The organism is Nocardioides marmorisolisilvae, from assembly GCF_031656915.1.
GTDB classification, from domain to species: Bacteria; Actinomycetota; Actinomycetes; order Propionibacteriales; family Nocardioidaceae; genus Marmoricola; species Marmoricola terrisoli.
Window position 1 is genome coordinate 2317827 of sequence record NZ_CP134227.1, and the last position, 22701, is coordinate 2340527.

At 65.5% G+C, this 22701-nt stretch carries 20 protein-coding genes and 2 pseudogenes; 4 read left to right on the top strand and 18 right to left on the bottom strand.

Features of this window, described 5'->3' with window-relative positions:
* Nucleotides 1-91: 91 nt before the first annotated feature.
* From Q9R13_RS11080 to Q9R13_RS11135, 12 genes and pseudogenes are all read right to left on the bottom strand, one after another.
* Nucleotides 92-964, bottom strand: a complete 873-nt coding sequence (locus Q9R13_RS11080) for a branched-chain amino acid ABC transporter permease (protein WP_310961241.1) — start codon at nt 962-964, stop codon at nt 92-94.
* A gap of 56 nt (nt 965-1020) precedes the next feature.
* The gene (locus Q9R13_RS11085) at nt 1021-2190 is read right to left on the bottom strand and encodes an ABC transporter substrate-binding protein (protein WP_310961242.1); all 1170 of its coding nucleotides are present in this window, start codon (nt 2188-2190) and stop codon (nt 1021-1023) included.
* Between the two features lie 364 nt (nt 2191-2554).
* Nucleotides 2555-3434 (bottom strand): annotated as a pseudogene (locus Q9R13_RS11090) (IS1595 family transposase); the annotation flags it as partial.
* A gap of 18 nt (nt 3435-3452) precedes the next feature.
* Nucleotides 3453-3806, bottom strand: a complete 354-nt coding sequence (locus Q9R13_RS11095) for a type II toxin-antitoxin system PemK/MazF family toxin (protein ID WP_310961243.1) — start codon at nt 3804-3806, stop codon at nt 3453-3455.
* 7 nt (nt 3807-3813) lie between these two features.
* A complete protein-coding gene (locus Q9R13_RS11100) occupies nt 3814-4017 on the bottom strand; it encodes a hypothetical protein (protein WP_310961244.1) in 204 nt (67 codons plus the stop codon).
* A 469-nt stretch (nt 4018-4486) separates the two neighbouring features.
* Nucleotides 4487-5662: a malate dehydrogenase gene (locus tag Q9R13_RS11105; protein ID WP_310961245.1), complete on the bottom strand. Its 1176-nt coding sequence runs from the start codon at nt 5660-5662 to the stop codon at nt 4487-4489.
* Nucleotides 5662-6291: a BMC domain-containing protein gene (locus Q9R13_RS11110; RefSeq protein ID WP_310961246.1), complete on the bottom strand. Its 630-nt coding sequence runs from the start codon at nt 6289-6291 to the stop codon at nt 5662-5664. The genes Q9R13_RS11105 and Q9R13_RS11110 overlap by 1 nt, the downstream gene beginning before the upstream one ends.
* Nucleotides 6291-7688, bottom strand: coding sequence for an aldehyde dehydrogenase family protein (locus Q9R13_RS11115; protein WP_310961247.1), 1398 nt, complete (start codon nt 7686-7688; stop codon nt 6291-6293). Before Q9R13_RS11115 ends, Q9R13_RS11110 begins: the two co-directional genes overlap by 1 nt.
* A gap of 1 nt (nt 7689) precedes the next feature.
* Nucleotides 7690-8937 (bottom strand): NAD/NADP octopine/nopaline dehydrogenase family protein, encoded by a 1248-nt coding sequence (locus tag Q9R13_RS11120; RefSeq protein WP_310961248.1) that lies wholly within the window; start codon nt 8935-8937, stop codon nt 7690-7692.
* Nucleotides 8938-8942: 5 nt separating this feature from the next.
* The gene (locus Q9R13_RS11125; protein ID WP_310961249.1) at nt 8943-9227 is read right to left on the bottom strand and encodes a BMC domain-containing protein; all 285 of its coding nucleotides are present in this window, start codon (nt 9225-9227) and stop codon (nt 8943-8945) included.
* A gap of 2 nt (nt 9228-9229) precedes the next feature.
* Nucleotides 9230-9559: a EutN/CcmL family microcompartment protein gene (locus Q9R13_RS11130; protein WP_310961250.1), complete on the bottom strand. Its 330-nt coding sequence runs from the start codon at nt 9557-9559 to the stop codon at nt 9230-9232.
* Nucleotides 9559-10848: a glutamine synthetase family protein gene (locus tag Q9R13_RS11135; protein ID WP_310965074.1), complete on the bottom strand. Its 1290-nt coding sequence runs from the start codon at nt 10846-10848 to the stop codon at nt 9559-9561. The genes Q9R13_RS11130 and Q9R13_RS11135 overlap by 1 nt, the downstream gene beginning before the upstream one ends.
* 100 nt (nt 10849-10948) lie before the next feature.
* Between Q9R13_RS11135 and Q9R13_RS11140 the strand changes: the two genes are divergently transcribed.
* Nucleotides 10949-12088 carry an NAD(P)/FAD-dependent oxidoreductase gene (locus Q9R13_RS11140; protein WP_310961251.1) on the top strand — a complete coding sequence of 380 codons (1140 nt, stop codon included), beginning with the start codon at nt 10949-10951 and terminating at the stop codon, nt 12086-12088.
* Between the two features lie 49 nt (nt 12089-12137).
* On the opposite strand, the gene Q9R13_RS11145 is transcribed toward Q9R13_RS11140, so the two are convergent.
* From Q9R13_RS11145 to Q9R13_RS11160, 4 genes are all read right to left on the bottom strand, one after another.
* The gene (locus tag Q9R13_RS11145) at nt 12138-13550 is read right to left on the bottom strand and encodes an FMN-binding glutamate synthase family protein (RefSeq protein ID WP_310961252.1); all 1413 of its coding nucleotides are present in this window, start codon (nt 13548-13550) and stop codon (nt 12138-12140) included.
* Nucleotides 13535-14257: a GltB/FmdC/FwdC-like GXGXG domain-containing protein gene (locus Q9R13_RS11150; RefSeq protein WP_310961253.1), complete on the bottom strand. Its 723-nt coding sequence runs from the start codon at nt 14255-14257 to the stop codon at nt 13535-13537. The genes Q9R13_RS11145 and Q9R13_RS11150 overlap by 16 nt, the downstream gene beginning before the upstream one ends.
* On the bottom strand, nt 14254-15201 hold the full coding sequence (locus tag Q9R13_RS11155) for a class II glutamine amidotransferase domain-containing protein (protein ID WP_310961254.1): 948 nt from the start codon (nt 15199-15201) through the stop codon (nt 14254-14256). Before Q9R13_RS11155 ends, Q9R13_RS11150 begins: the two co-directional genes overlap by 4 nt.
* Nucleotides 15202-15301: 100 nt before the next feature.
* Nucleotides 15302-15952 (bottom strand): GntR family transcriptional regulator, encoded by a 651-nt coding sequence (locus tag Q9R13_RS11160; RefSeq protein WP_310961255.1) that lies wholly within the window; start codon nt 15950-15952, stop codon nt 15302-15304.
* 71 nt (nt 15953-16023) lie between these two features.
* Here Q9R13_RS11160 and Q9R13_RS11165 point away from each other — a divergent pair, with 71 nt between their 5' ends.
* Complete coding sequence (locus tag Q9R13_RS11165) at nt 16024-16464, top strand: Rid family hydrolase (protein ID WP_310961256.1); 441 nt, start codon at nt 16024-16026, stop codon at nt 16462-16464.
* Between the two features lie 13 nt (nt 16465-16477).
* Here Q9R13_RS11165 and Q9R13_RS11170 read toward each other — a convergent pair whose 3' ends face one another.
* Nucleotides 16478-17947 carry an APC family permease gene (locus Q9R13_RS11170; RefSeq protein WP_310961257.1) on the bottom strand — a complete coding sequence of 490 codons (1470 nt, stop codon included), beginning with the start codon at nt 17945-17947 and terminating at the stop codon, nt 16478-16480.
* Between the two features lie 580 nt (nt 17948-18527).
* Between Q9R13_RS11170 and Q9R13_RS11175 the strand changes: the two genes are divergently transcribed.
* The gene (locus Q9R13_RS11175; protein WP_310961258.1) at nt 18528-19640 is read left to right on the top strand and encodes a hypothetical protein; all 1113 of its coding nucleotides are present in this window, start codon (nt 18528-18530) and stop codon (nt 19638-19640) included.
* A 162-nt stretch (nt 19641-19802) separates the two neighbouring features.
* Here Q9R13_RS11175 and Q9R13_RS11180 read toward each other — a convergent pair whose 3' ends face one another.
* The gene (locus tag Q9R13_RS11180; protein ID WP_310961259.1) at nt 19803-21350 is read right to left on the bottom strand and encodes a hypothetical protein; all 1548 of its coding nucleotides are present in this window, start codon (nt 21348-21350) and stop codon (nt 19803-19805) included.
* Nucleotides 21351-21631: 281 nt separating this feature from the next.
* Between Q9R13_RS11180 and Q9R13_RS11185 the strand changes: the two are divergent.
* Nucleotides 21632-22600: pseudogene (locus tag Q9R13_RS11185) on the top strand (IS630 family transposase); the annotation flags it as partial.
* Between the last annotated feature and the right edge of the window lie 101 nt (nt 22601-22701).

The following is a 22701-nucleotide window of genomic DNA, read 5'->3' on the forward strand; positions in this document are numbered from 1 at the left end:
GTACTTGTGCTGCCTTGCCGACGGGCCCCGCACCCGGGCTCCACCGTCGGGAGCGCTCAACTCGGACACGCGCAGATCGGTCTTCCTTGTTCTAGACACGCTCCAGGGGCCTCCGTCCGAAAAGTCCGTACGGGCGCAGAAGGAGTACGGGAATCATGACGGCGAACAACCCTGTCGTGATCAGATCGAGGTTGACGTACACCCCGATTAAGTTGCTCACGATGCCGAGGCCGATGCCGGCGACGAGAGCGCCGATAATGCTGTCGAATCCCCCGATGACAACAGCGGCAAAGCCATAAACCAGTTCGCCTTCGATGCTGGTCGGCGTCAGTGAGTACATCGGCGCTAGGAAGAGCGCGCCGACTCCGGCGAGGATGCCGCAGATCACCCACGAGCCCATCCGGAGCGCGCCGCTCCGCAGGCCGACGATGCGAGCGGCCGTTGCGTTCTCACTGATCGCGCGCATCCCCAGCCCTGTGGTGGTGCGCGAGAAGAGCAGCCCCAGCGCCCCAAACGCGATGATCGCTGCTGCCGCGATGCCGACGTCGCTCGCGGTGAAGTTGACCGAGGCCACCCTGAAGAGGGTGTGAGTGCCCATCGACGGGAACGCGCGCGCCGAGCCTCCCATGGTCAGAGTCAGAACGCTGTCGATGACCAGGGACAGTGCGATCGCGGCAAGTCCGCCCATGAGTTCGTCCCGTCGAGAGGCGAGGAGGTTGACAATCCAGCCCACGCACAGGCCGGCGAGTGCGGCGGCACCGATGGCCACAATCGCGACCAGCCAGTAGGGCGCCCCCCGTTCGGTGAGCGGGTAGGCGGCGTACAGGCCGAGAGTGCCGATGCTTCCCTGCGCGAAGTTGATGATTCGACTGGTGCGGTACACCGAGACCAAACCGGCTCCGGTAAGGGAGTAGACAAGGCCAGTGATCAGCCCCAAGACGACTGACTGCGCGAAGAGTTCCACGGCTTCCTCTCTGCCACGCCTGCGGAGGCCCACTCGAGCCTCCGCAGGCACAGGACCTAGTAGGCGGCAGACTCCTTGAACCCGGTGACAGGAACGAAGTTGGCACCCTGCTGCTTGAGGATCGCGTACTGCGTCACCCCTGCGTGATCTTGCGGTGTCCACTTCAGCCCATGGACGAAGGTGTCGTCGAGAGAGAAGTTGTTCGCCGTCTTGATCAAATTCGCGCTCGTGACGGCTTCGCCGGAGTCGAGCGTCTTCTTGATCACTGCCGCGCACGCGTCCGCGAGCGTCCAGCCCTGCAGTGCCTGCGCATCTGCATCGGGAATGGACGAGTAGTACTTCTGAATCGTGGCGATGGCCTGCTCGCTGCTCGGCTCGGAAGGCTGGTTCAGGAATGTGCTGATGTAGGCTCGGCCCGACGTGCTGTTGTGGGTCAGCTGGGCAAACTGTGGGGTGCCGCCGAAGAACAGATTGCCCCAAGTCGTGTCGAGTCCGATCTGGTGCGCTGTGTTCACGGCCAGCGCGAAGCCCTGGGACACCGATTCGGCGATGACGAAATCTGGGTTCGCAGCCTTGATTTTCGCCATCTGCGCACTCAGCGTGGTGTCCGAGAGGTCGTATGACTGCGCTGAGACGAGGGCCGCCCCGTCCTTGGCTGCCTCAGACTTCACCCCGGCGAGGGCCGGAGCGCCGGCATCGCCGTTGATGTAGAGGAGGGCGATCCGGGTCTTGTGAAGCTTCTTGACCGCGTAGTCAACGAGTCCCGTCGAGAGACGCCCGTAGTCCGCAACGACCACGTACTGGGTCGGGCTAACCGGCTTGGTCAGGGCCGCAGCGCCTGTGGCCGGCGCGATGTTCGGAACCTTCGACTGTGCGAGCAATGCCTGGATTGCGATGTTATTCGGAGTCCCATTCACACCGCAGAAGGCGGCTACCTTCGGCAGGAGCTTTCGGGCGATGCCAGGCGTCAACGCCGAGTTGTATTGGTCGTCTCCCTTCAAGACGTTGACCATGTGGCCGTCGATCCCGCCCTTGGCGTTCAACGCCTTGAAGTAGGCGAGCACGGCCGTGTTTGCGTCGCCGGTAGACGCATCAGGACCGCTAAACGCTCCGATCGTTCCGATCGTGATCGGGGCCTTGTTGTGACTGGACGCGGCTGCGGAGGAACCAGAGGAACCGCATGCCGCCAGTAGCGGTGCGATCGCAATGAGCGCCCCTGCCGCCATAAGCCTTCTTGTCATTTCCGCTTCTCCAATGCTTCGACCATGCGTATACATTGTAACTATTCGCATGTTTGGCATCACACTCTCAAGAGCCTCCATCCATGTCAAGTGGTTTGGTCGAACAGACCAAGACGAGGTGGGCCCTGAACGAATCTGATGCCCCGCGGTCACCGAAGATTCCGAGATCCGGGCTATTCATCTGAGCGGACTAACGCAGGTCAGTGACTCGCCACGGGCGGTCAGCACTGGGTTGGTCCAGCGTCGGCGGATGGCCACGGCCGCCGGGCGGGGTCGGTGGCACAGGCTTGGGCTGGGGGTTGGCGACCAGGTCGCGGTAGCGCACCGGCTCGTGGGCCACGGCTAGCTAGAGGACGCGGTAGAAGACCATGCCGCGGCTGCGTGAGTGCCGGCGGTTGAACCGGAAGACGAACTCGTCGAGGTAGTCGGGCAGGTGCACGTCTTGGACAGCGTCTTGGTGGGTGCCCAGCAGCCAACGCTTGGCCAGCGAAGCGACCCGGTGGACCACCGGCAGCAGCTCGCCGGGATCCTCCCCACGCCGGCGTGCGGCGCGCTGACTGCGGGGCTCGTGGATGTACCCGAGCGCCGGCAGGCCGCGGTAGCCGGTCCAGCCGTCGGTGATCACATGGGTGCCCGGCTCGACGTGTGCACTCACGAATGCGCCCAGACTCTCCGCGGAGGCATCGGGCAGGATCTGCATGCGGCACCGGCCGATCCCGCGGGGCTCGAAGACCTCCACCGCCACCCCTACCAAGGCCTTCTTGCCCTTCGCGCGCCCGCCGCGAGGGCCGGGCTCTTCGCCGCCGATGTAGGTCTCATCGACCTCGACGACCCCTTTGAGGCGGTCTCGGCCCGGGCGGATCAGCACCGCACGGAGCCGGTACAGCATCGCCCACGCGGTCCGCGTAGGAGCCGATCTGCAAGCTCGGCTGCAGGCTCAACGCGGACATGCCGTCCTTGCCCCACGCGAACAGCCAGATCGCCTCGAACCAAACCGTCAACGGAGTACGACGACGATCGAACAGCGTGCCCGCGGTCACCGCGGTCCGCTTGCCACACCCGGAGCACTTGTAGCGGCCATCGGCCACGCGCCAGCCGCCGGCATGGCCGCACTCGGGGCAGACGAACCCGCGCGGCCAGCGCAGCCAGTCCAGGTAGTCCAGACAGTCCGCATCGGGACCGAACCAGGACCGGAGCTCACCAGCCGAGCGCGGGTCGTGAAACCCCAGCCCGCGGACGGAAACTCCTCACTCACGGCACCTCAGAACAGTCCGGTCAGATGAATAGCCCGGTCCGAGATAATGGGCAAGCGCATGCTCGATCCCGCCCATCTGGTCGCGGGTCAAGTACTCCACCGGTTCGTCGGACAGATAACTCACATCGATTGTCCTGATCTGATCGACCAGAACCCTGGTCAGATCTCCCACGGTCTCGATCTCGGGCCGATAAATGCTCGCCTGTGCGCTGGTCGACGTCGGGAGGACGGTCGCGACCGACCAGTTCATATCCGAGGGCGACACCACGATCGCGTACCTCTTGCCGCCCTGCTCGTGGCCACGTCCGGGGCCCAGGTCCGCCCGATAGACCGCGCCACGAATCACCCGGCCCTCACCAGGCGCTCGGTTCCTCGTTTAGGTTCTCCTCACGCAGCCGAGTCGCGTCGCGTCGCGCCTGGTCGAGCCACTTCTCATCATCGAGCAACCGCAGCGCGTGCCTGATCGCGACTGTGGTGGAGGCGCCCTCGGCGGCCGCGTCCTTGAGGATCCGCAAATCCTCGGTGTTCGGTCGGAACCCGATCGTCTTGCCTGCCATCACGCGAACCTACACTCGTTGCACGTTTGTTCAACACACAGCTTTGCCGTTCACCCCGCCGGCCGCCGACGCTCGAAAACTCACGTGCGGCCACCAGCGCGACACCATGACCGATCCTTTTTACGAGACGCCCTCGAGCCTCTCACCCGCGGTTTTGCTGTTTTCGGCGAAACTTCACCACGTATTCCCCCACGACCAGCCAGACGAGACCGCCCTCCACCGGCACCAGCCGGGGGCTTTCAGACTGTCCCGACTACCGCTTCGATCGATGCAGACACGTCTGGCAGTTCCGCGGTGACCACTCGCCTGCTTCGCCAACCTTCAAGGTGAGATGGACCGAGCACGCTCCGCTGACGGTTCGGCAACGCACGATCTGACCGGTATTCGCTACGCGCCTTCGCCACGCAACCGGTCCGCGCGGATGCAACGTCTCGGCGCCGCTCGCCCCAGCCGTTTTCGACGCCTCAGCTCAGCCCGCGAGCCGCGCCTGTACCGATCGCGCAGCCGCCTGCAGAGCGGACAACTCTGCCTTATCGAGGCGGTCTTCGATGACCTCGACGACCCCTCCGCTGTCGAAGCGGGCTCGTACGCCGAGGAAGAGGCCATCGATCCCGTACTGGCCGGTGAGCATGACCGAGGCAGGCAGGGGGTCGGTGATGGCTCCGCGGAGGGCATCGACGAGCTCCATGACCGCATGTGCGGGAGCGATAAAGGCCGACCCGGTCTTGCGCAGCTCAACGACTGCTGCGCCTCCATTGACCGCCTCGGCCACGGCCCGGTCGATCATGGCAGTCGACAGGACGTCACGCACGGGTCGGCCCTTGATCGTGGCACTGGAGACCAAGGGCACCATCTCGGCGCCGTGGCTGCCCAAGGTGATCGCCTGGACGTCGGCAGGTCGCACGCCCGCTACCCCAGCGAGAGCGTTGCGGAACCGGCTCGAGTCGAGGGTTCCGGCCATCCCGATGACCTGCCTCGCGGGGAGTGCGCTGCGCCGCCACATCTCGCTGGTCATCTCGTCGAGAGGATTGGTGACCACGATGACGACGGCATCTGGGGCGTGCAGGGCAATGGACTCGGCGATATCGTGGATGACTCGCGCATTAATGGCCAGCAATGCGTCTCGCGTCATTCCTGGACTGCGTGGTCGGCCGGCGGTGACCACGACGACGTCTGCACTTGCACACAGGTCGAGCGAGGTGCCGCCTCGGGCTCGAGTAGCCGAGCCGGTGATTCCCGAGGCGTGCTCGAGGTCCAGTGCGGTGGCGGCCGCAAGCCCCGGTACAACGTCGACCAGGCTCAGCTCGTCGGCAATTCCTGAGATCGCGGCCAGATGGGCAGCGGTGGCTCCAACCATCCCGCTGCCGACGAATGCGATCCGGGTGAACCTGGTCGCGGCGAGACCGCGGCGATGAGGCGGTGCCACCCACCGAGGGGAGCGACGCAACAGCAGGCGCTGTACGGCACGAGCCGGGTCGATCGATGGCTGGGCGCCCATGGGTGCAGCTCGATGCTGGATGTCGACGCCCAGCCGGTCGGCGATGTCGAGGGCTTGGGGGGTGACCACGGCGTCGGCGTCGACGTACAGCTCCCGGTTGCCGGTGGCGGCCGCTCTGCGTACGTCGTACTCGGAGACAAGCGGCATCAGCGGCCCTCCGTCGACTCCAATAGGCTGGTTGCTGCCTTGACGGCGGTACGGACCTCTTCTTCGGTCCCCGTGATGAACAGCCGGCCGAAGCGGCCCACGGCGCGTACCTCGACGATCTTGATGCTGGCGTACTTCTCGGCTTCGTTGGCGGCCGCTGCGATGTAGGCGGCGGGCGAGCACTCAATGATGCCGAGCGTCTCACCGGGGACGACCATCGAACCCTTGCGCCACTTGTTGAGCAGTTGGGCCTGGTAGGGCTCGACGGAGGTGATGATCTGATTGCTCTCCACCCGCGGAGCGATCCGGTCGGCCACCCCGAGGCCGGTGTGGTCGAGGATGGCGTCGCGCGCGGCGACGATCTCGGAGTTGTGCGGCGATCGGAGCATGAAGAACCCGTACTCACGCTCGACGATCTGGCTGCAGGCTTCGATCCTGGCGGCCTTGAGCGCAACGTCGACGATTCGGAAGACCTCGTTTCCGGGGCCGAGTTCTCCAACGAGCACGGAGTCCCCCGAGAGGGGGATGGAACCGTAGACGGTGGCTCCGTTATACGCCGCGAACTGTGGCTGCATCCGGTCAATCTGCACGAACGCGCGAAGCTCGAAAGTGCTGTGGCTCTGGGCCATCAAGGGGTCCTCTCGAACAGGTTGTCCATGGTGCGCCACGGGCGCGACTGGTAGGCGATCCGTTTGATGTTGATCAGGTGCATCGCGGTGACGTTGTCCGAGGTAATCGATCCGGACAGGGTCCCGGTGCCCAGCATGAAGCTCGGCTCGACGTCGGCGGAGTAGCCGATGCCGGCGTGCATGCACGGAGTATTGACGAACACCCGCCCGGCCGGGAGCGAGGAGAACAGGGTGACCACCTCCGGGTCGTTGGAGTGAAGCGATGCGCTGTGCCCCTCTCCCCCAAACTTGAGAATCTGATGGCACAGGTCGTAGCCCGATGCGCTGTCTGCGACCTCGTAGAAGGCGAGGACGGGCGCAAGCTTCTCAGCGGACAAGGGGAACCCACGCCCCACGCCGTCCTGTTCGGCGATCAGGACTCTGGTGCGCGGAGGGACCTCAAAGCCAGCTCGTTGAGCCAGTGTGGCCGCGCTCTGGCCCACGTTCTCGGGGATGATGCCGAGGTCTGGTGCGAACAGGAGCCTGGCGAGCGCCTGGGCCTCGGAGCGGTTGCAGAAGTACCCCCCGTGGTCGCGAAGCTCCGCTCGTAGCATGTCTGCGATCGGACGATCGGCGACGATTGCCTGTTCGCAGACGCATCCGGTGCCGTGGTCGAAGTTCTTCGAGGTGAGGATGCCGTCGGCCACATCGGCGAGCTCGCGGGACATGGACCGGTCCACGTAGCAGGGCACGTTTCCGGGTCCGACCGCCAGGGTCGGCTTGCCCGAGGAGTACGCCGCTTTCACCATCCCGGCGCCGCCGGTAGCGAGGACCACGGCTGTGCGGTAGTGGCGCATGAGCTCCGCGGTGCCTTCGATGGAGGCGGCCTGCATGCACTGGACGAGATCCTTCGGCGCTCCGGCCTGGACGGCGGCCTCGGCCATCACCATCGCCGTTCGATGCGAGGACTTGGCCCCGCGGGGGTGTGGCGCGCACACGATCGCATTGCCTGCCTTGACCGCAGAGAGCACCTTGAAGATCACCAGAGCGGTGGGGTGCGTGACCGGGATCAGGCCAGCGACGACTCCCATCGGTTCGCCGATCGCGACGACCTTGGTCGCATCGTCTCGCCACAGCACCCCGAGCGTAGTGACGTTGGCGAGCCATTCGGCGACCACGCGTGAGTTGTAGAGGTTCTTGAGCCGTTTGTCCTCGACCTTGCCGTAGCCGGTCTCCACGTGAGCCAGCTCGGCCAGCGGTAGTGCTTCTCTCTCGGCTGCCGTCGCCATCGCCGCCACGACCTGGTCGACCTGGTCTGGTGTGAAGGCGCGGAACTTCTGCCAGGCCTCGTACGCCTTCAGCGCGCAGCTACGAGCTTCGGCAACGCTCTCTAGGTCCTGGAAGGCCATGGCAGCCATCTCACACGCTCCACCAGGTCATGGCCTGCGGAGCAACCTCCGCGGCTGTGCTCAACCGACGTCGCACGTCAGGCGGTCTGATTCCGCCCATGCCCAGGCCTTCTAGGCTGCGACCTGTCGACATGAGGTCATCGCCGATCAGGCAGCTGGCGAGCGCCACCACAGCCTCAGTTGCTGGGGTCGGCACTCCGGCGTTACGTCCAGCTCGCACGAGCGGCACCATCGTGTGAGGGACGTCGTCGGTGACGTGTGGGCCGCCGGTGCCACCCACGGTCACCTCGTCGAAGATCTCCAGGTCGGCCATCACCGCGGCGAGGTCGTCATCGGCTCGGTCCAGGTCTTGCTGCTCGCGCGGGTCGAACGCCGCACGGAGCCAATCACCGGCGCTGGGTAGATCGCGGACGCCGTAGTGAAAGGCCACGTCGCGGCGTTCCTGGTCCAGCGCCCGAATAAGGGTGCCCGACAGCGCTGCGGGCACCAGATCGCGCAGAAGGACGGAGGAGTCCCGACCGTCCATCACGGCGACGTTGGTCAGCATTGGCGCCACGGCGATGACTCCGGTGACGGTCCCGAACGCTGTCACCAAGGGGCTGTCGACTGCGGTCAGGTGCGGCAACATCACGGACAGCCGCTCGACCACGCCCGAGGCCGCGTCAACGGGCAGCGTGGCCAGGTCAGCGGACCGGGTCACTCCCTGGACCGTCACGGTGGCGCCGATCCTGCTTGCCAGGTATGGGGTAGCGGCCAGCTCGCCGATGGTGAGATCCGCGCGGCAGTGGTGTCTGGCCAGGTCCTGCCGGAACGCAACCGATCCGAGGAACCGCCCTGGCACCAAGACGACGACCTGTCCGTCGACGAGTACATCAGCAAGGACACCGGCGTAGGTTGCATGCGCCGACGCCGGTGTGGCGACGAAGATCACCTCGGCGTTGATCACGGCCTGATCGACGCTGGACGCCAGCTTGATAGCTGGCTGCCCGGGCTGCGCCTCGCCCACGGCGTAGCTGCCGACGAGATGGTTGCCCCTGACCGTGATCGAGCCCTGCTCCTCCAGATCCTCGAGGTCGCGGCCGAAGACCGAGTGCAGGACGACGTCGAGTCCTGCGGCAAGAGCTTCGCAGGCGAGGAGCTGACCGACGGCACCGGCGCCGAGAACGGCGACGCGCCGGATCGGTGGGGCCGACACCGGTCGCGTCGAGCCGGCCGTGTCGAGCGCGTCGACGAAGGATCGGAAGTCGGTCTGGGACATGGAGCTCAGGCGCTCGGCAGAATTGCGCTGAGGTCGTCGTGGGGCCGTGGGATCACGTGCACGGACAGCACATCGCCTACCTTGTTCGCCGCGACCGCGCCCGCGTCGGTGGCGGCTTTCACCGCGCCCACGTCCCCGCGGACAATGATGGCCACGAGGCCGCCGCCGGCTGATTCCTTGGCGACGATCTGGACATTAGCCGCCTTGACCATCGCGTCGGCGGCCTCGATGGCCGGCACGACACCACGCGTCTCGATCATGCCGATGGCGACCTGAGGGATCTCGGCCATGGTTACCTACCTTCTGTTGCGGTTGAGGACGTGCGTCGACGGGGCCGCCCCGCACGGGTCTGTGTGGTGGCGACGGTGACCTCATCGAGGATCGCCACCACGGTCAGGTCGGTGGCGACCTGCCGGATCGAGGCGGGGATTCGCGCCGCGGATCCCCTGGCGAGCAGGACGAGCTGGCCCGGTGCCGCCGACGTGGTGTCGAGTGCGACCTCGACGGGACCCTCGGGTTCACCGATCGGCGAGATCCGCTGCACCAGAGTGAGCCGGTGTCCGTCGAATGTCGAATCCTTGACTGTGGCGGTGCACTGCCCGCGAACCTGAGCGATATCCATCAGAACGCCTCGAGGTAACGGTCACGTTCGACGTCCGAGACCCGTTCGTTGACATAGGCGTGTTCGTGGCGTGCGGTTCCAACCACCACACGGATCAGGGTGTCGCCGAACACCTCCCTCGCGAGGTCGGACTTCTCGAGGGCTTCGGCGGCCTCGGGCACCGTTCTGGGCAGTACGGCGCCAGCCTCGTCGGCGTACGCGTCTGCGTCAGTGGGTGGACCCGGCTCGATCTGGTGCTCGACGCCATCGATCCCGGCGGCGATCTGAGCCGCCATGATCAGGTAGGGATTGGCATCGGAGGAACCGTCGCGCTGCTCGATGCGCACCGCACTCTCTGAGCCCTCGATGACCCGCAGGCCGACAGTGCGGTTGTCGTGGCCCCACGACGCCGTCTGGGGGCAGAACGAGTAGGCCTGCCGGCGCTTGTAGGAGTTGGGCGTGGGCGACCCGAAGAGCGTGAAGTCGGCCATGTGTCGCTGCAGTCCGCCGAGGTACCAGCGGCCGATGTCGGAGAGCTGTCGCCCGTCGGCGAACACATTGGCTCCGTCGCGCCACAGCGAGTGATGGAGGTGCACACCGCTGCCAGACTGATCGCGGGAGATCTTGGCCATGAACGACGCGACATAGCCGTGCTGGGTGGCGATCTCCTTGACGGCGTTGCGGAACAGCACGGCGTTGTCCGCGGTATGCATGGCCTCGTCATAGCGGACGTTGATCTCTACCTGCCCAGGCGCATACTCGGCATTCGCGGCCTCGATGGGGATGCCGAAGGCAATCAGATCGTTGCGCATCGGGCCGAGCGCGTCCTCGTACTCAGCCGCCCGCGCCAGTCCGTAGCACTGGATGTTGTCGTGACGCGGCTTCTTGGACACCGCATCGAGGAGGTAGAACTCGATCTCGAAGCCGATCCTGACCTCGAACCCAAGCCGCTCTGCGTGGGCAAGAACCCGCTTGAGGGCGCTGCGCGGCGAGACGGGAAGCTCGTTTCCCTCGTCGTCAGACGTCTCGCACAAGGTCAACGCAAATCCTGGACGCCAGGGCACCAGACGCAAGTCGTCCAACGGTGTGACGTGCATGTCCGGCCAGCCCTTGGAGGGATCGGCCCACTCGTCGTCCTCGCGGATCTCGCAGCGAGGCGTCCACGAGTATAGGACGCTTGCCATGTGGATTCCGCCCTCGGCTACGGCCGGCCAGGCCGAGGCAGGGATCAGCTTTCCTCTGAGCACGCCGGCGGCATCTGGAACCGCCAACTGCACGGTGTGCACTCCGTCGGGGAGTTCCTTGCTCATGGTCACCTCGGGTTTCCTCAGGTGCTGACAGGCTCGGCATTACCGTATACGGTATTCGAAAGCGGGGCAAGACCTCACCCCGGGATGGCTGGAGATACAAATGGCACGCAGTACGTCAGCAGTTGTCGTCGGCGCTGGGATCGCAGGCGCGTCCACAGCGCTGGCGCTGCGTCGCCAAGGCCTCGCCGTGACCCTCGTAGACGCGTGGGAGCCAGGCCATGCGGCAGCCGCGTCGGGCGGCGAGCACCGGATCCTGCGGGCGAGCCACGGCACCGACGAGCTGTACGCGCGGTGGAGCCGCGACGCACGCGTCGGGTGGCTGCAGCTGGCTGAACAGACCGGGCAGGAGCTGTTCGTTCAGTGCGGTGCCGTGATGCTTGCCCGTGAGGGCCACACCTCATGGGAAGACGCTAGCCGTCAGACCCTGACTCGGCTCGGCATCCCGCATTTCGTTGCACCGGCGAGCGAGCTTCCAGCCCGGCTCCCGGTGCTGGATTCCCACGGCATCACCTACGGCCTGTGGGAGCCGGAGGCGGGGTTCGTCTACGCCCGGCGAGCGACGGTTGCGACCACCGAGCAGTTCCTCCACGAAGGCGGTGTGCTGCGGCGTGGCCGGGTGATCACGGACAGCCGCGAGCATCCTCAACTCGACGGGCGACCGCTCGAGGCCGACGTCGTAGTGATGGCCTGCGGCGCGTGGATGGGCGGACTCTTCCCACGCTCGGTACGCCGTCTGGTCGAGGTGGTGCGCCAGAACGTGATCATGATCGAGCCGCCAGCAGGAGAGACGGCGTACGACCACGGCTCATTCCCGTGCTGGATCGACCATGGCAACAACGCCTACGGCATTCCCGCGGCGGGCGGCTACGGCTTCAAGGCGGTGCTGGTCTGGAAACAGCTCTCGATCGACCTTGACGAGGAGGACCGGATCGTCGATGCCACGTCCATCGCGCGCACCCGACGCTACATCTCCCAGCGCTTCCCGGGCTTGGCCGATCGTCCAATCAGCGGGATGGCGGTGGGCCAGATCGCGAACACCATCGACACGCACTTCCTGATCGACCGCCACCCCGAGCACGACCGCGTGATCCTGGTGGCCGGCGATTCGGGCCATCTCTTCAAGCATGGGCCCGTGGTCGGTGACTACGTCGCCGGTCTGGCGCTGCGCCGCTACGAGACCGACCCGCGGTTCAGGCTGGGTGCCCGCGGCACCATCGACCCGGCGAGCCGACCCCAGTAACGCGCGCACCCGACAGCCGTCGTTGGTACGGCGGATGCTGGACCCACCCTTACCAAGTGAAGGGACGGTCCGCGCCGACCAGAGAGATCCCCGTGAACGCGCTCGCCTCGAGGGTCAGCGCGCGCAGGTCCTCGGGCTCGAGGTTGTGCACACTGGACTTGCCACATGCCTTGGCCAGCAAGGTGGCCTCCATCGTCATCGCGGTCAGGAATCGATAGACACGTTCAGACGCGGCCTCGACGTCGACCCGGGACGAGAGGACCTCGTCCTGAGTGGCGACCCCCACCGGGCAGCGGCCGGTATGGCAGTGGTGGCAGGCACCCGGCTCGGTGCCGATCGCGGTGTAGTCCTCGACGTATCGCGGAGAGTTGCAGCCCAGCGAGATCATCGCCGCCGAGCCGATCATCACGCAGTCGGCACCCAACGCAAGGGCCTTGGCGACATCGACGCCGGAGCGGATCCCTCCGGCGGCAACCAACTTGACCTTGCCGGACATCCCGGTGTCGTCAAGCGCACGTCGAGCAGCCGGGATGGCAGCGAGGGTGGGGACACCGGTGTTGTCCAGCAGGAGCTCTGGCGAGGCGCCCGTGCCACCCTCGAGTCCGTCAACAACGATCACGTCGGCGCCCGTCTTGGCTGCGACTGCGGTGTCGTAGTAGGGGCGAGTGGCGCCCATCTTCACGAAGACTGGGACCTTGTGATCAGTTGCTTCACGCAGCTCCTCGATCTTGATGGTCATGTCGTCGGCGCCCAGAAAGTCCGGATGGCGCGAGGTCGATCGCTGGTCGACGCCCTGCGGCAGATTCCGCATCCGGGCCACGCGCTCAGAGACCTTCATGCCCAAGAGCAGTCCACCCGTGCCGGGCTTGGCGCCCTGCCCGACCACGATCTCTACTGCGTCGGCCCTACGGATGTGATCGAGATCGATCATGTAACGAGCCGGTGAGAGCTGGTAGAGCAGAGTCCGGTTCTCCGCACGCTCCTCCTCAAGCATTCCGCCCTCTCCGGTACACGTCATCGTGCCGGCCTTCTTCGCGCCACGACCCAACGCTGCCTTGGCATTGGCCGAAAGGGCACCGAAGCTCATCGAGGCGATGTAGATGGGGATGTCGAGCTCGACCGGGTTCTCGACCAGGCCGAGGCCGTCGCCCAGGACGGTTCTGGTCTCGCAGCGCTCGCGGTAGCCCTCGAGAGGAAGCCGAGTCATCGTCGCGGGCTGGAAGACCAGTTCATCGAAGGACGGGAGGTTCTTCTGGAACGTGGAGAATCCCCGGAGCTGGTATCGCCCGAGCTGGGACTTGGCGTGGATGTCCGCGATCACCTCACGGGTCCAGCGGGGTGACTTGCCCTCGGCATACGACGAAGGGACCCCGGCAGGGCGCCCCTCGACGCCGCCGTCACCGAAGGTGACCAGGTTCTCGTCGGCGATCAAGACCGGCTCGGACGTCAGATCATCAGCCATTTCTTTGCATCCCTTGCCTCGAAGTACCAAAGCTTCTTACCGGCGACGATCCGTTTCCAATCGCGCCCCGACCCGTCGATCCCGAGCGCGCCAAGCTGTGCCTCGACCTCGTCGACCTCGGCCTGCTCGGGTGTCACCACCACGGCGTCGATGCCGAGGGTCTCGATCTCGCCGGCCACCCACACGGTTCCCTGCCACAGTGAGTCGCCCACCGATCCGCGGGAGTTTCCCAGGCAGACGATCCGTCCGCCGTGGCTCATGAAGCCCGTCGAGTAGCCGATGTCGCCCTCGACGGCGATAAGTCCGTCCTTCTGCGCGACCCCGCAGCGCGGCCCAGCGTTGCCACGGATGTGAATGATGCCCCCGCGCATGGCGGCTCCGACGCTCATGCCGGCGTTGCCGTTGACGGTGATGTGTCCACTCGCCAGGCCCTCCCCGGTCCCCCAGCCACTATTGCCCTCGACCACGATGCGGCCGCCGTCAGACAGGCCGCCGCAGTAGTAGCCCACGCTGCCCTTGAAGGTGACCAGGCCCGGGCCGGTCAGGGCAACACCAAGGTTGTGACGTGACAGCGGGTCATGGACCTCGATGTCGCGACCAGCATCGACGGCCGCACGAATCTCCCTGTTCACCTCACGGATCGGGCGATCCCCCGCACTGATCCGCACCGGGGCCGACGCCTCGATGCCGGCAGCCAGGGCGCTCATGCCGCAGATCCGGTCGCCACGGGCTGGAGTCCCCAGACCTCGGTCATCAACGGCCCGTCGTAGTTGTGCACCTCGACCTCGTCACGGTAGATGCTGCGCAGCGCCTGCTCCTCGGTGGCGATCGCAATTCCATCGGCCTCATCGACCACGGCCAGGGGCTTGATCGCCCAACGATCCTTGGCCATCCCGATGCCGTCGATTGTGCCGAGCAGATAGGTGAACACGCCGTCCAACTCGCTCTGGCTTCGGATCAACGATTCCTGCAGGCTCAGCCCCTCGGACATCTGGACCGAGTTCCACACCGCGATCAGCTCGGAGTCGTTCTCGCTGCCGAACCGGTAGCCTGCGCGTTCCAGGCGTCGACGCCAGGTGAAGTAGTTGGTCAGCTGACCGTTGTGGACGATGCAGACGTCGGGGAAGGGGCGAGCCCAGAACGGATGGCTTGCGATCGGGGAGACCAGCGACTCGGTCGCCAGGCGCATGTTCGACAACGCGTGCGTCCCAGACATCTTGGAGACACGGTGCTTGGCATCGACTGCGCGGGCATCCCCGACGTCCTTGATGATCTCCAGAGATCGTCCGACCGAGAGCAGTTCCACCCCGGTGAGCTGCTCGACTGCGTCGACCCATGTGGGGAGGTCGTTCGGCTCGGTGATCTCGAGTCGGAACAGAACGTGTTGCTGACCCGAGTCATCCGAGGTGGGCTCGGCGCTCAGAGAGGCCCCGCTGTTCTTGAGGCGATCCTCGATCGCCTGCAGCGTGGGATCCAGTGCGGACCTGTCGGCGAGGAACCCGCGTACGACGAAGCCATCGCGGCGGATGGGTCCGTAAATGGCGAAGCCCGTGGAGTCCGGGCCGCGATGCCGCATGCGAGCGGCGAGCTCGACGATGTCGGCGCCCACCGGTCCTCCGTCGTACCGCACCCGCCCTGAGATCCCACACATCTGGGCTCCTCCTCATTGTCACTCACACCGCGTTTCGTATACGGTATGCGGAATGGAGACAGATGGCAAGCGCGGCCCGGGCCGACCGACCGAGGATCGGTCAGGCCTTGTGCACGTCCAGCCCGGCGCGAATGTGTGCGCTCATCTCCTCGTACGCCGCCTCGGGGCCCTTGCGAAGCGCTCGCACCAACGGCTCGTGGGCCCGGGAGACCGAGACCCGGTTTCGCTCGTGAGCGAGATAGTCCGCGAACATGGCGAGACCGCGCGCACCCTGCCAGATCTCGTCGAAGACGTCGAGCATCACGGGGTTCTCGAGAACCTCCACGAAGGAGCGGTGGACTGCGAGGTTGGCTCGGTAGACGGCTTGAACGTCTCCGAGGTCAGTGCCCCCCACCGAGTCGACGACCTTCTTGATGTAGTCGAACGCGGGTTTACCCAGCTCGGCCGCCATCCGCGCGGAGTAGCACTCAACGGCCTCCCGAGCCTGGTAGAGATGGACCGAGTCGTCGGGGACGAACTCGCGCACGGTGTAGCCACGCCGTCCCGAGGGCTCGATCATCCCCTCGCGCTCGAGCCGCAGCAGCGCGTCACGAACCGGCGTACGGCTGATGTCCAACTGCTCGGCGAGCTGGTCCATCACCAGTCGCGCGCCCGGCTCAATCGTTCCGGCGAGAAGAGCTTCGGAGATCCGCTGGTAGGCACTGTCTGCCAACGTGGTGCCCATCCGGTCGATCGGTTTCATCCCTGGCATCGCGTCCTCGTCCTGTCGTGTACAGAACATCGTATTCCGTCCAACACATCCCACTGCGCAAGGAGACACCGATGAGCCAGCCGATCGACTCGATCGACCAAGCCGTACAGGGGCACGGACGCTTCGAGAAGCTCGGCGGTTACGCCCGGGTACGCCGGGTCGGCGCGATGGTCTATGTGGCAGGTACAACCGCGATCGAGCCATCGGGCCGACTGCACGCGCCCAATGACACCTACGCCCAGACCCGGTTCACACTCGATCGAATCGCGGCCGCTCTGAGCGAGGTCGGCGCCGACATCGCGCACGTCGTACGCACTCGCGCCTACCTCTATGACCTCGGAACCGCTGCAGACTTCGCCCGCGCGCACGGCGAGGTATTCGCCTCGATCCTGCCGGTGACCACGGCGGTCCAAGCGGGGCTGACCACGCCCGGCATGATGGTCGAGATCGAAGTCGAAGCAATCGTTCGCGATCTTGCCGCGGCCGACGGGCGGCCCGAGCCGACCGTCTGATCCACCGCCGCGATCAGGCGGCGGCGATGTCCGCGTCCGCGATCTCGTCATAGGCCGCAGCATTGCGCGCCCGCAGGATGAAGGCCTGGACCAGGCCTCCGACGACAGCCACCCCGATCAGGGCGAGCAGGAAGATCGAAACCTTGCCAAATACCGGGTTGCCGGCCGAGTTCACATCACCGACCAGGAGCGGAAAGTTCTTCGCCGTAATCCAGGCGCTCCAAGCCAGACCGATCAGGGCGAGGACCGGGGCTAGCCTGACGGCCCACCAAGATTCGCCGCTCAACCCTGCGCGCGCGAAGTACACCAAGACGGCGACGGTACACACTGCCAGCAGCATGATGTAGACCATCGAGCCCAACCCGACAAACCAGGTGAACATCTTCAGGTACGGGTCCATCCCGGCGATCAGGCAGATCACCACGAGGATCCCGGACGCGACCGTGGTCGTGATCGATGCGGAGCTGGGCGCACCGTCGCGACGGTGGACGCCAGAAAGGTACGAAGGCAGCGCACCGGCCAACGACAGGGCATGCAGATAGCGGGTGGTGATCGTGTGGAACGCGAGCACTGCGGCGAAGATGCTGGTGATCACCAGCAGATGGGTCACGAACTCGCCAACGCCTCCGAGCTCTGCGCGCGCCGTGCTGAAGAGGAAGTTGGGGTCGGTGGCCGCACGCTTGACGACGTCACCCGAGCCCCAGGCCATCACGAACGCCCACGACGCGAAGGTGTAGAACAGGCCCACCACAACGACCGCCGCGTACGTCGCCCTCGGCACGGTGCGGTGCGGATTGACCGCCTCGTCGCGAAAGATCGCGGTCGCCTCGAAGCCGATGAAGGACGCCGCCGCGAACATCAGCGCCAGAGAAGGGGCACCCGCGGTCACCGTGCTGGGTGTGAAGGATGTCAGGTTCAGGCCGTGGGCGCCGCCCTTGCCGAGCGCGACCAGAGAGATCAGCAGGACAATCGTCAACTCGAGACTGAGGAGCACGGCAAGCACACGCGCGCTGAGCTCGACGTGGCGAGCGCCGAGCCAGCCGACAGCAATCAGAGCGACAGCCGTGTACACCGACCAATGGATGTTCGCGTGCAGGTAGTGGTTCACTCCGTCGTTGAACTCGTACCCGATGTACCCGAGGACCCCGACCTCGATAGCCATGTAGCACAGGATGGCGGCGTAGGCAGCCGCGAGCCCTGCCGGCCTACCCAGGCCGTGCGCGATGTATGTGAAGAACGCACCCGGCTTCGGAACATGCCTGGTCATCGTGGTGAAGCCGACCGAGAAGAGCAGCAACAGAACCCCCACCAGCGCGAACATCGCCGGAAAACCGGCTCCGTTCCCGAAGGCGAAGCCGATCGGCACCACCCCAGCGATCACGGTCAGCGGCGCAGCCGCCGCGACCACCATGAAGACAATCGCTGGAACACCCAGCGAACCGTGCAGTTTCCGAGCGCTCTCTTCGACCATGGTTCGGCTCATGCTTCCACCTCGGGCCCGCGTTACGTATTTCGTATACGGAGTTCCAGAAAGTAAGCCACGTCACACCTCGTACGTCAAGACCTTCAGGGCCAAATTGTGACAGGCCGTTGGTTCAGAACGCGCGGTGGGTCGAAGGACGCCATCCTTCGTGATCCCCGATGGCAGTGCCAGGGTAGAAGCTCAGCACGATCGGTGTGAACCAGGCTCAAAGGGGGGGGTGAGTTCTGCTGACCTGACACTGCCTGCTCCTGAATTCAGGATCCGCGCAAGCCGCTGACCCGCGGCTTTGGTGGAGCTGAGGTGCCTGAGGGTGTGCCTGAGGGAATTCGAACCCGGGACCTTCTCTGAAGGACGTGGCCCATCAGGTCATCGATGGATCTCGGTATCCCTCGGATCCAAGCCGCTGGATCTGCAGCCCTGCAACGGATCTGCGATCTTTCGGTTGTCAAGGCTACCCCACCACCTCGTGTGAGCTCGCAGATCTTCGGAACCCCTTTCCGGTGACTTTTCGGTATCCCCTTCGGACCGCCCGAACTGGATCTGCCCTCGGGACCTCCCGCGGCCGTGCGACATTGGTGAGATGTCGGCAACCATTCCCGAAGAGGATTTCGAGGACGGCTACGTCCTGAAGTTCCGCACCCTCCTCCACGGTCGAGGCATCTGGCTGGAGTATCACCGCGACCGCGGGGCTATCGACCTAGGCATCAGGCTGAAGCTGAAGCAGGGCGGTTCAAGCACGGTCAGCCAGACGCGCATCTGGTTTCAGCTCAAAGGGCTCCACACTGAAACGCACAGCGCTGCCGCGTTCGCCGAGAAGGGTGCCTACGCAAACGTCAATATCGCCCACCTTCGCGAGTGGTACGAGGCGCCTGAGGTGGTCTACCTGGTTGTGTGGGTTGAGTCGGTCGGCGAGTTCGTCGGGCTCGACGTGAGAGACCTCGTTCAAGCGCGGTGGGGTGCCGACGTCCGCTGGGACGAAGTCGGCGAGCCAGGGCAGACCAAGATCAGAGTGTGGATACCTGCGAGCAACCTGATTGAACCTAAGTTCCTCGACGGCCTTGACCGGCATGCATCCATGCGTATCGACTCCGGGACCTGGCGCGGCCAGTACTTAGGGCACCCGCTCGACCCGCTGCGCAACGAGCTTGAACCGATGCCAGCAGCGACCTTCAACAGCCTCGTGGCTACGGTGCTAGACGCACATGAGTTCAACCTCGACGCTCAGCTCGACCCGACTCAGATCTTGACGGACGACCAAGATGTCGACGCGGGCGGCCTCGCACAGACTTCCCTCGTCCGAGGCCGTCTGTTCGGGACTCTCCGCTGGCCGTTCCCTCTGAGCATTGAGTACGGATACACCGATATCGAGGAACCGCGCGAGGAAGGTCAGTGGTTCACGGCACACGGACACGTAGCCGTCCTCACGATGCCGAACCCTGGAACCTTGCGAACCCGCGAAAAACTCGAGCCCGAGTTGGTAGCGGCGCTTCTCGGGTCGGCTGCTGAGAAGGTCATCGTCTTCATCAACGACAGCGAGTACCAAGCCGGACCCTGGCGGTTCAGGGGCCTCCCGACCGTGGGCGCACCGCTGGGCTTGGGGGCGCTCTCGACGGTCATCTTGCTAGCACCTGCCCTCCATCGTGCGTACTCGACGCAGTTGAAGTGGCGGCGCCCTACGACGAGGCACAGCTGACGTGGCAAAGCCGCCCATTGCCTTCGCGCGCCCACCTAACGGGTCCGAGGGGACACCTGGGCCACAGCCCTGGCCGGCGATGCGCTCGAACGACTTGCGCGGCAAGCGGCGGGACCTAGCTAGAAGGCTTGGTCCGGCGGAGCCGGAATTTCGGGTCAAGTCTCAGGCTGCGAGTCCAGATTCCTTCGTGAGTTGGTCGAGGGCGTGCTGGTAGGTGCGGCTCGCGGCCTGTAGGGGGTGGGGTTCGGGTCCGGCGAGTTGGGCCATGCCGGTGCGCAGCAGTCGGTCATGGGCGCGGGTGAGGAACAGGGCGTGCTCGATTCCGGTGTCGGTGACTTGGTAGCGGTTGCTGTGCGCACGACGGACGATGAGTCCGTGGACGCGGAGTCTGCGCAGGTCGTAGGTCATTTGCCCTGCCGACATGACGGTGCCGAGCAGTTGCCCAACGAGGTCGCGCAGGTCGCGGTTGGTGAACCCGTCGGGTAGCAGCCGGAATACCAGGAGGGCGTGCAGCAACGCCATCGCGCGGGTATCGGCGAACTTCAGCCCGGCGACCCGGGCCCCGGTCTCGGTGGTGACCGGGTCGTTGAGCGTGGTGAAGACCTGTTGTCCTCGGGCCGGGTCGTGGCTGAGTCGTTGGACGTCGAGCAGACGCCTGTTGGCGGTGAAGCCGATCTCGCACAGGGCGGGCAGATTGGTCAGTCGTTTCCGGATGTCGAAGTCGTAGGTGTTGTTGATCGTGGTCTCGGTGCGCAGCGCTCTCCCTTCCTTGTGGTACTGCTTGATGGTGGTCGCCTTGTAGTCCACGTGCAGGCTGGGAGTCACGCCTTGGGTGATCACTCGAGTCCGGAACCGTCCTGGCGTCTGGTGCTTCTTCCCGGCGTGGATGCGGCGGTTGAAGACCAACCCGACCTGGTCGGGGCGGCCCAGGTCGAGGTTGTCGCGGATGACTTGTTCGGAGAAGATCCGCCCGCTCACGGGCCGGTCCAGCATCTGGGTCAGCGAGAACTCCGCCTGCAGGATCGAGATGTCGTAGCGGTAGCCGGCCGCCCGGTCCGCCTTCGAGTAGGGGTGTGGCACCTTGGCCAGCCACTTGCGCAGCAGCGCATCGATCTGGTCGGGGCCCAGACTGGCGCAGATTGCCTGAACGGTGGCGACATCGGCGGGGTCATCGAAGGAGGCAAACGCGTTGTCCAACGCGGTGAACCCGATCCCCGCCTTCGCGGCCTGTCGCTTGGCCCACTCGTTGCCGTTGATGCACAACCGGGCGTTGTAGGGGAAGTAGGAACAGAACTTGAGGAAGAACGGCCCGAAGTCGGCATCGACGGCGTAGACGTAGAAGTGGTTGACCATCCCGGTGGTCTTCACGATCCACGGATACGCCCGCCCCTCGACGTTGCGGCGCTTCTCGGTGCGAAACAGCGACGTCTTCTCCTGCGCACGGCCGATGAACAACACTCCCTCGGTGTGCCCGGCTGCTTCGAACCGCGCCAGACGCTCGTGCACGATGTCGTCCTTGCGTTGGCCCTTGACGAAGTCGACCCACGGCACGCCCTGGTCCACCGCGAAGCGGCGCATCTGTTTGCTGAACGCATCGGTGATCTTGCTCAGCGGCGCGGTCGAGGCGACCGGAAGCCCGAGCTGGCGCTGCACATAGCCCACCAGTCCGGCCGCGTACTGCAACTGCGGAACGTAGACGTTGAGATACATCCGATCCGATGCACTCGACCTCAAAGACGGTGTGCTCGGAAACGACATCGGACACGGTGCGCGGTAGCGTCATGAGAAGGCTCCGGTCAGGCGGGACGGCTCACCTTGAGCCAACCACCGCCAAGCAGGCGGTCACAACACGGGCCCCCGGGCACCGTCAACCCGCCGACCGGAGCCGCCAGCACCACCCCGGGACACCACGCACGGCTCGTCGGGCTGGGGCGATGCCCCGTTAGTGTGTTGAGTCAATAATTCATCTCCAGTAGTTGATAGTCTTGGGCATGCCCGATCCCAAGGCCGTTGCCGTTGTCCTCACCGACGAAGAACGCTCCCAGCTGGAGGCGTGGGCGAGCCGACCGAAGAGCGCGCAGGCGCTCGCGCAGCGTTCCCGGATCGTTCTGGCCGCCGCCCAGGGTGGCTCCAATGTCGCGGTGGCCGAGCGGCTCGGGGTGGAGCGCGGCACCGTGCGTAAGTGGCGCAATCGGTTCGCCGAGCATCGCCTGGATGGACTGCTCGACGAGCCCCGACCGGGTCGGCCACGCACCGTTACCGACGATCAGGTCGAGGCGGTGATCACCAAGACCCTGGAGTCGACGCCGCGCAACGCGACGCACTGGTCAACTCGGTCGATGGCGGCAGAGGTCGGGTTGAGCCAGTCGGCGGTCTCCCGGATCTGGCGGGCCTTCGGCCTCCAGCCCCACCGGCAGGACTCCTGGAAGCTATCCAAGGACCCGCTGCTCGTCGACAAGGTCAAGGACGTGGTCGGGCTCTACCTCGCCCCACCCGAGCGAGCCGTGGTGCTCTGCGTGGACGAGAAGAGCCAGATCCAGGCGCTGGACCGGACCTCTCCGATCCTGCCGATGCTGCCCGGCACCCCCGAGCGCGCCACCCACGACTACAAGCGGCACGTCACCTCCAGCTTCTACGCCGCCCTCGACATCACCACCGGCAAGGTCATCGGCCAGCTCACCGCCCGGCACCGGGCGATCGAGTTCAAGAAGTTCCTGACCACCATCGACAAGGAGGTCCCCGCCGACCTCGCAGTGCATCTCGTCATGGACAACGTCTCCACGCACAAGACGCCGGCGATCCAGCGCTGGCTGGTCGCTCATCCCCGCTTCGTCGTGCACTTCACGCCGACCTCGAGCTCGTGGCTCAACCTGGTCGAGCGCTGGTTCTCCGAGCTCACCACCAAGAAGCTCAAGCGCGGAGCCCACACCAGCGTCCGAGCCCTCAACGCAGGCAGCCGAACTCCTCGCCTACCGCGACACCCTCAACCCTGCCGCGATCGGCCGCGAGATCGCCGACCTCCAGGCCGTGCTGCTCAAACTGGCCAAGGACAAGACCGAGC